The sequence below is a fragment of the Oceanisphaera litoralis genome, assembly GCF_016907015.1.
Taxonomy (GTDB): domain Bacteria; phylum Pseudomonadota; class Gammaproteobacteria; order Enterobacterales; family Aeromonadaceae; genus Oceanimonas; species Oceanimonas litoralis.
The window spans coordinates 117263-129977 of sequence record NZ_JAFBBE010000001.1; the positions used below are offsets into that span (position 1 = coordinate 117263).

General features: G+C 55.7%; 15 protein-coding genes and 2 tRNA genes. 10 read left to right on the forward strand and 7 right to left on the reverse strand.

Annotated elements, in window-relative coordinates:
• Nucleotides 1–61 precede the first annotated feature (61 nt).
• The 5 genes from HNR62_RS00520 (at nucleotide 62) to HNR62_RS00540 (ending at nucleotide 6223) form a co-directional block, all read left to right on the forward strand.
• Entirely contained in the window at nucleotides 62–1804 is a 1743-nt protein-coding gene (locus tag HNR62_RS00520) for a GGDEF domain-containing protein (protein ID WP_204794141.1), read from the forward strand.
• A gap of 216 nt (nucleotides 1805–2020) precedes the next feature.
• On the forward strand, nucleotides 2021–3040 hold the full coding sequence (locus HNR62_RS00525) for an amino acid ABC transporter substrate-binding protein (RefSeq protein ID WP_239552502.1): 1020 nt from the start codon (nucleotides 2021–2023) through the stop codon (nucleotides 3038–3040).
• A 124-nt stretch (nucleotides 3041–3164) separates the two neighbouring features.
• Nucleotides 3165–4340, forward strand: coding sequence for an amino acid ABC transporter permease (locus HNR62_RS00530; protein WP_204794142.1), 1176 nt, complete (start codon nucleotides 3165–3167; stop codon nucleotides 4338–4340).
• A 1-nt stretch (nucleotide 4341) separates the two neighbouring features.
• Complete coding sequence (locus tag HNR62_RS00535) at nucleotides 4342–5442, forward strand: amino acid ABC transporter permease (RefSeq protein ID WP_204794143.1); 1101 nt, start codon at nucleotides 4342–4344, stop codon at nucleotides 5440–5442.
• Nucleotides 5443–5470: 28 nt separating this feature from the next.
• Complete coding sequence (locus HNR62_RS00540; RefSeq protein ID WP_476703914.1) at nucleotides 5471–6223, forward strand: amino acid ABC transporter ATP-binding protein; 753 nt, start codon at nucleotides 5471–5473, stop codon at nucleotides 6221–6223.
• Between the two features lie 312 nt (nucleotides 6224–6535).
• On the opposite strand, the gene HNR62_RS00545 is transcribed toward HNR62_RS00540, so the two are convergent.
• Nucleotides 6536–6823 (reverse strand): encapsulin-associated ferritin-like protein, encoded by a 288-nt coding sequence (locus tag HNR62_RS00545; protein WP_204794144.1) that lies wholly within the window; start codon nucleotides 6821–6823, stop codon nucleotides 6536–6538.
• Between the two features lie 142 nt (nucleotides 6824–6965).
• Nucleotides 6966–7613 carry a L,D-transpeptidase family protein gene (locus HNR62_RS00550; protein ID WP_338044057.1) on the reverse strand — a complete coding sequence of 216 codons (648 nt, stop codon included), beginning with the start codon at nucleotides 7611–7613 and terminating at the stop codon, nucleotides 6966–6968.
• A gap of 261 nt (nucleotides 7614–7874) precedes the next feature.
• Between HNR62_RS00550 and HNR62_RS00555 the strand changes: the two genes are divergently transcribed.
• The 5 genes from HNR62_RS00555 (at nucleotide 7875) to HNR62_RS00575 (ending at nucleotide 10551) form a co-directional block, all read left to right on the forward strand.
• Complete coding sequence (locus HNR62_RS00555; RefSeq protein WP_204794145.1) at nucleotides 7875–8420, forward strand: hypothetical protein; 546 nt, start codon at nucleotides 7875–7877, stop codon at nucleotides 8418–8420.
• 124 nt (nucleotides 8421–8544) lie between these two features.
• Entirely contained in the window at nucleotides 8545–8826 is a 282-nt protein-coding gene (locus tag HNR62_RS00560) for a hypothetical protein (RefSeq protein WP_204794146.1), read from the forward strand.
• A 15-nt stretch (nucleotides 8827–8841) separates the two neighbouring features.
• Nucleotides 8842–9201, forward strand: a complete 360-nt coding sequence (locus HNR62_RS00565) for a hypothetical protein (protein ID WP_204794147.1) — start codon at nucleotides 8842–8844, stop codon at nucleotides 9199–9201.
• A gap of 259 nt (nucleotides 9202–9460) precedes the next feature.
• The gene (locus HNR62_RS00570; RefSeq protein WP_204794148.1) at nucleotides 9461–9865 is read left to right on the forward strand and encodes an MbcA/ParS/Xre antitoxin family protein; all 405 of its coding nucleotides are present in this window, start codon (nucleotides 9461–9463) and stop codon (nucleotides 9863–9865) included.
• Complete coding sequence (locus HNR62_RS00575) at nucleotides 9862–10551, forward strand: RES family NAD+ phosphorylase (RefSeq protein WP_204794149.1); 690 nt, start codon at nucleotides 9862–9864, stop codon at nucleotides 10549–10551. The genes HNR62_RS00570 and HNR62_RS00575 overlap by 4 nt, the downstream gene beginning before the upstream one ends.
• A gap of 106 nt (nucleotides 10552–10657) precedes the next feature.
• Here HNR62_RS00575 and HNR62_RS00580 read toward each other — a convergent pair whose 3' ends face one another.
• The 5 genes from HNR62_RS00580 to pgsA all read right to left on the reverse strand — a co-directional run bounded on the left by HNR62_RS00580 (nucleotide 10658) and on the right by pgsA (nucleotide 12697).
• Nucleotides 10658–11098, reverse strand: coding sequence for a type II toxin-antitoxin system HicB family antitoxin (locus HNR62_RS00580; RefSeq protein ID WP_204794150.1), 441 nt, complete (start codon nucleotides 11096–11098; stop codon nucleotides 10658–10660).
• Between the two features lie 43 nt (nucleotides 11099–11141).
• Nucleotides 11142–11324, reverse strand: coding sequence for a type II toxin-antitoxin system HicA family toxin (locus tag HNR62_RS00585; protein ID WP_204794151.1), 183 nt, complete (start codon nucleotides 11322–11324; stop codon nucleotides 11142–11144).
• Nucleotides 11325–11785: 461 nt separating this feature from the next.
• Nucleotides 11786–11872 (reverse strand) — tRNA-Leu (locus HNR62_RS00590).
• A gap of 24 nt (nucleotides 11873–11896) precedes the next feature.
• Nucleotides 11897–11970 (reverse strand) — tRNA-Cys (locus tag HNR62_RS00595).
• 178 nt (nucleotides 11971–12148) lie between these two features.
• A complete protein-coding gene (pgsA, locus tag HNR62_RS00600) occupies nucleotides 12149–12697 on the reverse strand; it encodes a CDP-diacylglycerol--glycerol-3-phosphate 3-phosphatidyltransferase (RefSeq protein ID WP_204794152.1) in 549 nt (182 codons plus the stop codon).
• Nucleotides 12698–12715: the final 18 nt, after the last annotated feature.

The window sequence follows — 12715 nt, forward strand, 5'->3', positions numbered from 1 at the left end:
GTCACAATATCTTCATGGGGTGGGCATAGACTCAAAGCTGTCTTGATGAAAGTGGTGACTTATGACGGCCTTTGCCTACCTGACCGACTCGCTCGCGTCCTTGATTGTCCAGGGACGGCTGCGCCCGCTGTTCCAGCCCATTGTCGACACACGCCAGGGCAAGGTGATCGGTCATGAGGCACTGATCCGCGGCCCCGCCGGCCACCCGCTGGAGTTTCCCGCCGATCTGTTCGCCGAGGCCAAGCGCGTCGGCATGCTGTCGGAGCTGGATCTGGCCTGCCGCGAAGCCGCCATGCGCGCCTACCGCCAGATGGAAATGGACGGTTACCTGTTTCTCAATGTCAACCCCAATGTGCTGCTGGACCGGCAGCATCCCCGGGGTTGCACCCTGCGCCTGGCCGAGAAGCTGGATATTTCCCCCCGAAATATCGTGATCGAGCTGTCCGAGCAGTATCCGATACACAATCCGGCAGACCTGCAACAGGCGGTGCAGCGCTATCGGGAAGGCGGCTTCCTGATCGCCATCGACGATCTCGGGGCCGGCTATTCCGGGCTCAAGCTGTGGTCGGAAGTGCGGCCCGACTTCGTGAAGATAGACCGTTATTTTATCGACAAGCTTGATCAGGACCCCATCAAACGGGAGTTCGTGCAGAGCATTATCACCCTGGCGCGGGGCATGCAGTCCCGGCTGATTGCCGAGGGCATCGAAACCGGTGAAGAAATGAACCAGCTGCAGAGCATGGGTATTCACAACTGCCAGGGCTATTACCTGGGGCGACCACAGGCTACTCCGCTCACCGAAACGACCCCTTTGCCCGACCGCACGCCCCGGTTGCTCCGCCACAAGGACACCATCGCCACCCTGGCCCGCCCCGGTCACACCGTCGATGTCCATACGTCGGTGCACCGGGTATTTGAAATGCTGCGTGCCAACGACAAGCTGCATTCCCTGCCGGTACTCAAGCACGGGCAGCCGGTAGGCATGGTGCGCCGCGAGCGGATCATGGAGCTGTATTCAGGCTCCTATGGCCGGGCCCTGTATGCCAACAAGGCCGTCAGGCAGGCCATGGATACCCACCCTTTGGTAGTCGACTGGCAGACCGCCCTGGAGCGGGCCAGCAACCTGCTCACCGATGATGACGACATGTCGGGGCAGCAGCACTTTATTATCACCCGCCAGGGCCGTTATCACGGCATGGCGTCGGTGCGCAGCCTGCTGCGTGCCGTGACCGAGCTGCGCCTGTTGCACGCCCGCTATGCCAATCCGCTGACCCTGCTGCCGGGTAATGTGCCCATCTACCGGGAGATCGACGAGGCACTGCAACAAGAGCGGGACTTTTATGTGGCCTATTTCGATCTCAACAACTTCAAACCCTATAACGATGTCTACGGCTATGCCCAGGGCGACAAGGTCATACAGTGGGTGGCCCGGCTGTTGCAGGAGGTGCTGGTCGATGCCGGCCAGTTTATCGGCCATGTGGGCGGCGATGATTTTGTTGCCGTGCTGGACGCCCGCATTGACTGGCAGGCCCAGTGCGAGACCATTATCCGGCGTTTCGATGCGGGTATCCTCGACTTTTACTCGGATGAAGACCGGCAGAGACAAGGTATCGAGACCGGATCCCGCCAGGGCGAGCAGACCTTTTATCCCCTGCTGGGGCTGGCTATCGGGGTAGTGGCACCGGATCATCGACGCTGCCAGTCCCATCATGATGTGGCGGCGCTGGCCAGCGATGCCAAGCATCAGGCCAAACAGCACCCACACAGCCATTGCCTGCTGAGCGCCCGCCGCTCGATGGTTTAAGCCCCGCAACTCGACTCCCACTATCATCCGCATCAACAGGTTGCTTTATATACAAAGCAACCTGTTTCATCGTATCAAACCAGCCTCATCAATATATTTCACATTTTATCAACAAAACATTTTCTTCTTTGTGCTAATACTCTAAGGAGGCATGGGTGTTTTATGCCTTTAGCGAATAACGCTATCAGCCCGACAAGACACAAGAGGAAGTGACATATGACAGGCAAAGGAAAAACGGCGCTTATGGTGGCGGCGGCGCTGGCTGCAGGACTGACCCAGGCCCAGGCGGCGACTCTGGATTCGGTCAAGGAGCGGGGCGTCCTGAAATGCGGAGTCAATAGCGGCCTGGCCGGTTTCTCAATCCCCGATGACAAGGGCGTATGGAAGGGCCTGGATGTAGACCTGTGCCGAGGACTTTCTGCCGCCATTTTCAACGACCCGAACAAGGTGCAATATATCCCGCTCAACGCCAAGGAACGACTCACCGCCCTGCAGTCGGGCGAAATCGATGTGCTGCCCCGCAACACCACCTGGACCTCGAGCCGGGACACCGATTTGGGCGTCAATTTCACCGCGGTCAACTACTACGACGGCCAGGGCTTCCTGATCAACAAGAACCTGGGGGTCACCAGCGCCAAAGAGCTGGATGGCGCGGCGCTCTGCATCCAGGCGGGTACCACCACCGAGCTGAACGCGGCCGATTATTTCCGCAAGAATGGCATCAGTTATACCGCCGTGGTATTCGACACCTCGGATCAGACCATACAGGGGTTGGAAGCCGGCCGTTGTGATGTGCTGACTTCGGACTTGTCGCAGCTGTATGCCCTGCGTATCAAGCTGTCCAACCCCGCTGACGCCGTGGCCCTGCCGGAAGTGATCTCCAAGGAGCCACTGGCTCCCGCGGTTCGTCAGGGCGACGATCAGTGGTTCAACGTGGTCAAGTGGACCCACTTTGCCATGGTCAACGCCGAAGAGCTGGGTGTCACCAAGGCCAACGTGGACAGCATGAAAGGCAGCGAAAACCCGGATATCCGTCGTCTGCTCGGTGAAGATGCCGACTTCGGCAAGGGCATGGGCCTGCCGAAAGACTGGGCCTATCGCATCATCAAGCACGTGGGCAACTACGGTGAAATATTCGAGACCAACGTGGGCCAGGGCTCGCCACTGAAAGTCGACCGTGGCCTGAACAAGCTATGGACCGAAGGCGGCCTGCAGTACGCACCTCCAATACGCTAGCCAGGCCCCATCGCCGGCAGGCACACCTTGCCGGCGATGGTTTTCTTGCTTATGCACCTTGTTGGAAAATGGGGGCGGCGCCAGGGCGTCGCCCACCTTGCTCACCTATTCGAGGATTGGGCTTATGTCCTCACCGGCGAATCATGATGTTAAATTCTGGCGGGATCCGGCCAAACGCGCCCTGCTGTTCCAGATTATATTGCTCGCCATTGTGGCCGGCTTTCTCTGGTTTATAGTCAACAATACCCTTTCCAACCTCAGTACTCGCGGCATTACCACCGGCTTCGGTTTTCTCGATGATCCGGCCGGTTTCGCCATCGCCCAGTCGCTCATTCCCTACAGCGAAGTCGATACCTACGGTCGTACCTTCGTGGTGGGTCTGCTCAACACCCTGCTGGTGTCCTTTCTCGGTATTATCGGCGCCACCCTGCTGGGCTTTATTATCGGGGTGGCCCGGCTGTCACCCAACTGGTTGATCTCCCGGCTGGCTTCCACCTATGTCGAGCTGTTTCGCAACATACCGCTGCTGCTGCAGATGTTTTTCTGGTACTTCGCGGTGCTGCGCACCCTGCCCAGCCCGCGCGACAGCCTCAATATCGGCGACAGCGTCTTTCTTAACGTCCGTGGCCTTTATCTGCCCGAGCCGCTACCGAGCAACGGTTTTCACTGGGTCTGGGTCGCACTATTGCTGGCCATCGCCCTGGCCACCTGGCTTGTGCGTTTCAACCATCGCCGTCAGGAAGCCACCGGTCTTCGCTTTCCCGCCGGCTGGATTTCATTGGGGCTGATTATCGGCCTGCCCCTGCTGACCTTCGTGCTGCTCGGCGCGCCGCTGGACTGGGGCTACCCGGAACTGCGCGGCTTCAACTTTCGTGGTGGCATGACCATTATTCCCGAGTTTCTGGCACTGTGGCTGTCGCTGACCGTTTATACCGCCGCCTTTATCGCCGAAATAGTCCGCTCCGGCATTCAGGCCGTCTCCCATGGCCAGACCGAAGCCGCCCACGCCCTCGGCATCAAGGACACGCTGACACTGCGCCTGGTGGTCATTCCCCAGGCGATGCGGGTGATTATTCCGCCGCTGACCAGCCAGTACCTCAACCTGACCAAGAACTCGTCGCTGGCCACCGCCATCGGTTATCCGGATCTGGTTTCGGTGTTTGCCGGTACCACGCTGAATCAGACCGGTCAGGCCATCGAGGTCATCGCCATCACCATGCTGGTCTACCTGACCATCAGCCTGACGGTGTCCTTCTTCATGAACTGGTTCAACAGCCGCATGGCACTGGTGGAGAGATAACATGTTCAAAGATACCCTCACCCCGCAACGTGCGGCGCCATTGGCCAGCAGCGGCCTGGTCGGTTGGCTGCGCACCAACCTGTTTTCCGGCCCGCTCAACAGCATTGCCACCCTGGTTGGACTCTATGTGTTGTATCTGCTGCTGGTGCCCACCCTCGACTGGGCCCTGCTCAAGGCCGACTGGATAGGCTCCAGCCGCGAGGCCTGTGTCAGCGGCGGCGCCTGCTGGGTGTTCATCGGCAACCGCTTGCAGCAGTTCACCTACGGTTTTTATCCTGCGGATGAAATCTGGCGCATCAACCTGACCTTCGTGCTGTTCGTGCTGCAGTTGCTGTGGTTGGCACTGCCCAGAATGCCCGCCAAGATGTGGCTGGCACCCTTCCTGGTACTGGTATTCCCCTTTATTGCCTACCTGCTGCTTTACGGCGGCTGGTTCGGGCTGACCCTGGTGCCCACTCATCAGTGGGGCGGCCTGACCCTGACCTTGATCATCGCCATCGTCGGCATTATCGCTGCCCTGCCCATCGGCACCCTGCTGGCGCTGGGGCGCCGCTCGCAGATGCCGATAGTACGCAGCCTGTCGGTGGTATTCATCGAGTTCTGGCGCGGGGTGCCGCTGATCACGGTGCTGTTCATGTCGTCGGTGATGCTGCCGCTGTTCGTGCCCGAAGAGCTGTCGCTGGACAAGCTGATCCGGGCCATGATCGGCATCATCTTCTTTCAGTCGGCCTACATGGCGGAAGTGGTGCGCGGTGGCCTGCAGGCCATTCCCAAGGGGCAGAGCGAGGCGGCCTCGGCGCTGGGGCTGAACTACGGCAAGACCATGCTGCTGATCGTGCTGCCCCAGGCGCTGAAGATGATGATTCCCGGCATCGTCAACACCTTTATCGCCCTGTTCAAGGACACCAGCCTGGTGCTGATCATCGGCCTGTTCGACCTGCTGGCCATAGTGCAGGCCGGTCTGGCCGATCCCAACTGGCTGGGTTACGCCACCGAAGGGTATGTTTTTGCCGCCCTGGTGTTCTGGGTATTCTGCTATGGCATGTCCAAGTACAGCCAGTATCTGGAGCGCAAGCTGCACACCGGCCACAAGAAACGCTAGCCATACAACCGGCATTTGGAGCTGAAGAATGGAAACACAAAACAAGGAAGCCATGGTCACCCTGCGCGGCGTCAACAAGTGGTACGGCGACTTTCATGTACTGCGCGATATCGACCTGACCGTGACCAAGGGGGAACGCATCGTGATTTGCGGCCCCTCGGGCTCGGGTAAATCGACCCTGATCCGCTGCATCAACCGGCTGGAAGAGCATCAGCAGGGCGACATCATAGTGCGGGACACCCCGCTCACCAACGACGTCAAGAATATCGAAACCATCCGCCGGGAAGTGGGCATGGTGTTCCAGCACTTCAACCTGTTTCCGCACCTGACGGTGCTGGAAAACTGCACCCTGGCGCAGATATGGGTACGCAAGACGCCGCGCAGGGAAGCGGAAGAGGTCGCCATGAAACTGCTGACCCGGGTCAAGATTCAGGACCAGGCCAAGAAGTATCCGGGGCAACTGTCCGGCGGCCAGCAGCAACGGGTCGCCATCGCCCGCAGCCTGTGCATGAATCCGGAAATCATGCTGTTTGACGAACCCACCTCGGCGCTGGACCCGGAGATGATCAAGGAAGTACTGGACGTGATGATCGAACTGGCGGAAGAAGGCATGACCATGATGTGCGTGACCCACGAAATGGGCTTTGCCCGCACCGTGGCGGATCGGGTGATTTTTATGGATGAAGGACAAATCATCGAAGAAAACGATCCCGAGACCTTCTTCCACCATCCGGAGTCGGAACGGACCAAGCTGTTTTTAAGCCAGATACTGGGGCATTGAAATATTGAGGCGTGAGGCTACATTGTAGGCGCCGCTTCAGCCGGCGCGAAGCTGAAAACAACGCCATATCTGCGGCATCGGCACCGTCTGATCCGGCAGCTGAAGCGCCGGCTACAAAAACACCCCGATGTTTGGATTGGGCTGTAGGTTGTGAATGAGCGCAGCGAATTCCAACATGAGCCCGGAACGGAAGTGGCATCTACAAAACAGCGCCAGCTCGGCCGGTAACACTGTTCTCCTCCCCCCTCCTCACACCTTCCCCCTCACACCTTCCCCCTCACCCCTTACCCCTTACCCCTCACAGTATTAACCTCAGTGATCGCAGATGCCGCCTTTGGTGAACAGATATTCCTTCAGCTCCTTGTCCAGCACCCGATCCCGGCGGCGTATCCACTCCAGCACCATGGCCGCATGCTCTTTCTCTTCATCCCGGTTGTGGGCCAGAATCGCCTTCAGCTGGGGATCCTTGCAGGCATCGACCCGCTGATTGTACCAGTCGACCGCTTCCAGCTCTTCCATCAGCGAGGTAATGGCCCTGTGCATGTCTCGGGTTTCATCGCTCAGCTCGTCGATGGGCTCATGGTAGCCTTCGTTTGACATGGTTCGACTCCTTAAGTGGCCAGAAAATATAACAATATTGACTGTTACTCAGTCTGGTAGACGATGGGGATTTTGCAAATCGAAGGGGCAGTTCAATCGGAAAAAGCCCCGCCGACTGGCGGGGCTGACTGGCGGTGGCAGTTCAAATATCGCCTTTCGGATATTTGGCAAACTCGCGAGAAATATTCCCGTACAGCTCCACCGCCCACAGTGGCAGATTGGAGGCAAAGCCGTCCAGTGGCTGACGCCGGGGGTCGTGCGGGGCTATCACCACCGAAGTGCGATGGGTACCGACGGCATTGACCAGCACAAAAAGCTCCTCCACCGCAATATCGCCGATGGCCAGACAGCCGCTGGACTGGGCCTTGCCGTGGATATAGATGTCGCCCCCGGGATTGGTACGCCCTTCTTTGGCGGCCCGCATCAGATCATAGGAATTGGGATAGTCCAGCCGCATCGACAGATGAAACTGGCTGTTGGGGTTAAGGTGAGTAATGCGGTAAATGCCTTCGGGTACCTGCTTGTCCCCTTCACGCAGCTTGGGGCCCGGGCCACCGCTGGCCTTTCTGATGGGATAGCTGCGAATAAAGGTAAAATCACCCTCATTACGCGCCCACAGTTCCAGCGCCTTTTCTTCTTTAGTAGCCAGCAACACTATGTCTTTGGGTGGGTACGTCATCTCGGCACGCATGAAGTAAGGCTTCATGCGTATTTCTGCCAAAGGCCCATAGGTGGCCAGCACATTTTCTATGGTGCCATGTTCATTGGCGGTAACGGGGGTTGAATTCACTAAAGTTGCCAAAATAAGGGCTGGAACAGTAAATCCACGTAAAAGACGCATAAATGATAATAAACCCGAACTGGAATAATACTTTAATGATAGCCCGAGTCGGGGGGGCTTGTAATCCGCTACATCGAAATAAGCCGCTCCCAAGGCTGTGCAGTGGGGGCTAACAAGGCTGCGCAATGGTGGCTAAAAAGTTGTATTGCGCCGGGCCAGATCCCACACTATGAAGTGGTTCAACAAGACGGAAGCCATCGGAGGTTTAGGATGAACCCTTATTTCAGTACCCTGTCAGCCCTGTCGGCCCTGCTGATGACGGGCTGCACCAGCATGGAATCCCTTTATTCCTACCTCGGTCAGGATGAACGGGTATCCGCCCGGACACCCGGCGTGGCCGTCACCCGGACGCTGCCCTCCCGACTGGAGAGCCTGTCGTTCTTCTCCTCGACCCGCTTTGCCGCCAGCCAGGCCGAACCCTGCGCCAGAAAGCTGATACAGACACCCGCACAAGAGCCCGGGCATATTCGCTATGTGGGAACAGACGTGCTGAACGCTCAGGGGATCATAGAAGCCGAAAAGAAAGAGCTGGGCATACTGCCCAGTCAGTATCGGATACGTTTTCAGCTGGCCGAGCTGGGCCAACAGAACGGCACCACCTACGGCTTTAGCCAGATCCGGGTGGCCAGAAAAGATGCGCTGGGTCTCAACAACCATGACTTTACCCCGATAGCACCCACCGGCCAGACTACCCAGCAGGTATACCGGGAACTGCAGCAGTTATATCAACAACTCGATGCCTGCATGGCGGGGTAGTCTGGTGCCGCAATAATGCCCAATAGGCAAGAATACGGATTGATAAGAACGGATCAAAGATATACGCTGTATATACAAGGTCGCCAGCAACAGAGCCATGCTGGCTTACTAAGGGATCTGCGCAGTGCTAAAAATATCGAGAAACATTGCTGAAAAGCTCAGAGATAAACACCAAGTAGAAAAACGCGAAATTTTAGAGTCATTTGCGAACCGTGACGGGGCCTTTCTGGAAGATAATCGGGAAGAGCATAAGTCAGATCCCCCTACTCAATGGTTCATTGCTGAAACTGACTACGGCCGAAAACTCAAGGTAGTGTTCATAGCGAAGGGCGGAGACATCATCATCCGCACCGCTTATGCACCTAACACCACAGAGCTGGCCATCTACAAGAAGTACGCCTACTAAGGCAGGAGATAGAACATGAGCACTCAACCTAAGGCAAACAAGGTACCGGCTTCCGACCAGGCGTGGGAAAGCGGGGAACTCGGTCGGGATGAGGCATCGGTAAAGGTATCCTCACAGTCCACCGAACAGAGCATCAACGATGCTCTGGAACTACAGATGATATCAATCAGGCTACAGAAAGGCCTTATCGAAGACCTGAAGATGATTGCGGAACTGAACGGCCTGGGTTACCAGCCGCTGATACGGCAAATTCTGACCCGTTTTGCAGACGCAGAGAAAAAGCGCCTGCTACGTAGTACCCTAGAACAGGTTCGGGAAGGACATGAAGTGGATCTGGGCGAAATGACCGACGAGCTTTCTCTGAAACAGGCCTAAGCCCTCGGCTATTCCATCGTTATTAAAGGTGCTGATTGCGCCTTTTTATTTTTCCGGTCACGATGAATTCAGCGAAACAGCATAAAAAAGAGAATTTCAATCTGCTTCATCCCCTAAAGGACCGTGACCGGTCACCCGGAACAAAACTGTTCATTTATGTACAAATAAACTAAAGTAAACCTTAAAGTAAACCTAAGTTGACTAACACTCCAGCGCCCAAGGCTATCGCTTCGGGCGTTACGCATTGCAGGAGGGTGGCATGATGTCACAAGTGTTACCGGCCCAATCAAAGCAAGGCCCAGACCTGAGCAAGGCGCTTCCGGTCGTCTTCAAAATTTTAGACAAATGGCACTGTTCCACCCAGGAGCAGCTGGCTCTACTGGGTATTCACTCCCGTTCAACATTGAACAAATACAAGGCAATGCATGGGGGTATTCGTCTAAGCCCGGACACACTGGAGCGTATGAGCTATATCCTCAACATCCATAAGAGTCTGCGCCTCCTGTTCACTGCCGAAGACAGTGTTTACGGGTGGGTACGCAAGCCCAACCAGCACCCCTTCTTTGCAGGCAAGAGCGCGATGGACGTGATGACTCATGGCCGGGTGGCCGACCTGTATGAAGTGTCCAAAAGACTGAATGCCTGGCGTGGAGGCATGGCTTGAGCGAAGAACTTCAGGTTGCACAGCTTCAAGGACAGGAATGCTACCGGCTGATACCCAGCAAGTACCCGCCGATAGGCCTCTATGAAGACGTGGCGACCGTTGACGAGCTGGAAGCCGTGTATGCGGTAGAAGCCATGACGAATCCGCGGCTACAAGAAGAAGCCGGCGATCTTAATCTGGTGCCCAAAGGAGATTGGCTGGTTGGGATAGCTCATGCCAGTTACGCCATGGCCGCGTTCACCCATATCAATCCGGAAGGCGCTCGCTTTACCACGGGCGACTTTGGTGGCTACTACTGTGCCCCCTCGCTCGATACGGCGATTAAAGAGACCTTGTATCACCAAGAGCGGTTGTATGGCTATACCAATGAGCCGGCTCAACGCATTCAAATGCGCTCTCTTTTCGCTCGGTTTAGTGCCGGCCTGGTAGACATTACCGATACGCAGCATTTGTCTTCCAACCTCTACCACCCAACCGATTACAGCCACAGCCAGGCGTTCGCGAACGAGCATCGTAGTAATGGTGCTGATGGATTAAAATACCGCTCGGTCAGGCATGCCGGGAATGACTGTTTTGTGCTTTTCAAGCCAAGACTTATCACCGAACTCTGCCAAGCCAAGCATTTTGAATACTGCTGGAATGGCAGTTCTATCACCAGCGTACTGGAGATGCGGCTCTATAGCTAAGTGATAACTATCCCGAGCGTTTGGCGCTGTGACCGGTCACACTTGGCACTCTTAAAAAACTGAGCCCCTGCCTGTTGAGAACCGGCAAGGGCTTGGTGTTTATGTGTCAGAGGCTTCGCTCTTCCAGTTCGTGACGGCTGGCCACCGCCAGAAAGTGACTGCGATCTTTATATTCCCCATGTGACGCTTTCACTCGGGAATCAATCAGTTGAATAAGACCATCGGGCAAGCTGACGTTGATGCGTTTCGGCTTACCCATAAACTCGGTTAAATCCACGTCCAGCAGTAACCAGCCATCGCAGTGATCGTAGTCTGCTAACTGTCGATAATGACGCGGCCCCAAATCTTTGATGCTATCGACGCTGATACCGTTACTCACCATTTCTTCCACCACTATGGCAATGGCTTCGGTGGCCATCACCTTTACTTGTTCTTCGCTGTCGGCAGCACTAAAACAGGCATAGTCATCATTGCATAGCGCAGGCACTACCAGGCCGAGCGCCTCCCCATCATGTGACGGATATTCAACACCGACTGAAAACAACATAAGTACCTCCGCTAAAACTATGTCAGGCAAGGAGCAGGGGGGATTAAATCCCCGCCGCTTTCTTAATGGATTTGAGAGTTCCCACAGGTAACGACTTTTTAGGATGCGGGACGACGAATTTTTTTCCCGTAATCGGCGAGTACCATACCTGGTGGCTCCCCTTCCCTTGCCGTTCAAGTTCGCAGCCTGCAGACTTCAATTCCTTGATCAGGTCACCTGACGTCATTTAACCTCCTAATCAAGTGTGATAACTATACACACGCGCACACACAAAACGCAACTAGTACACACCATTACACACAAAAAAGAGAGCGAACATATTAGGGCCTGTTGACGATTGTCAGTAGGTTATTGATATAAAAGAGAAAAATAGTATTACTCAAGTTCTCACACCCTAATAACACGAGTTTGCGATGCCATGAATGGCATTTCCGATCCCCCATGGGGCAGCTTGCTGCCGCATATCTTTGTTGGGTAATGGGCTGAATATCCAGTGAATATTCGCAGCCGTTACCCAGCAAAGATGGCTAGCTCAGTGGCGTGTCGAGGGAGGTGACTCTGTTGCCTCTCGTGCCCAGCTTTAAAATAGATCATATTTTTATTTAGATTGGTATGAGTGTCGGCAGAAAACAGGAACGTCGGGCACAAAAAAGCCGTTCGCTGTTGGAACGGCTTTTTTGTTGAATATGGTGCCCGGAGCCGGACTTGAACCGGCACGCCCTTACGAGCGAGGGATTTTAAATCCCTTGTGTCTACCGATTTCACCATCCGGGCAGTAGATGCTTCTTGAAGAAGAAGTGGAGGCGCGTTCCGGAGTCGAACCGGACTGAACGGATTTGCAATCCGCTGCATAACCGCTTTGCTAACGCGCCATAAAAGAGGTCTTTCAGATGACGTTGCATTCTAATGATGGCCGTCGCGCAGTCAACTGTAATCTGTCTTTATTGTGCCGTTCGCACATTTTTTATGCGTAAATGCCTGTTTTACTGCAGTTTCTGGCTGCTTATCCCTCTGCCCTGCTTCATTGGTGCTCGGGCAGATAATACCGGGTCAGGCAGGGCGGGTCAGGTCGCCCCAGGCGGCTTTAAGATAATCGTAAGCCGAATACAGGGTCAGGCCGGTGGCCACATACAAGAGCCCGTAGCTGCCCCAGATCATGTAAAGGCTCTGCTGCCAGATCAGGCCGATCAGTGCCAGCATCTGAATGGTGGTTTTCCACTTGCCAATCCAGCTCACCGCCACCTGGGAGCGCTGGCCGATTTCGGCCATCCACTCGCGCAGGGCCGAAATGATAATTTCGCGCCCTATCATGATCATGGCGGGAATGGTCACCAGCGGGCTGCTGTAATCCTCGACGATAATCACCAGGGCCGCCGCCACCATCACCTTGTCGGCAACCGGGTCGAGAAAGGCACCAAAGGGGGTGCTCTGCTCCAGCTTGCGAGCGAGAAAACCATCAAGCCAGTCGGTTATGGCGGCAAAGGTAAATACCGCCGCCGCCCAAAGGTAAGCCCCCTCCACCGGCAGATAAAACAGCACTATGAATACCGGGATCAGCAGAAGTCGGAAAAACGTCAGAGAATTAGGAATATTTATCATTATTTTCAGGCCAGTGGA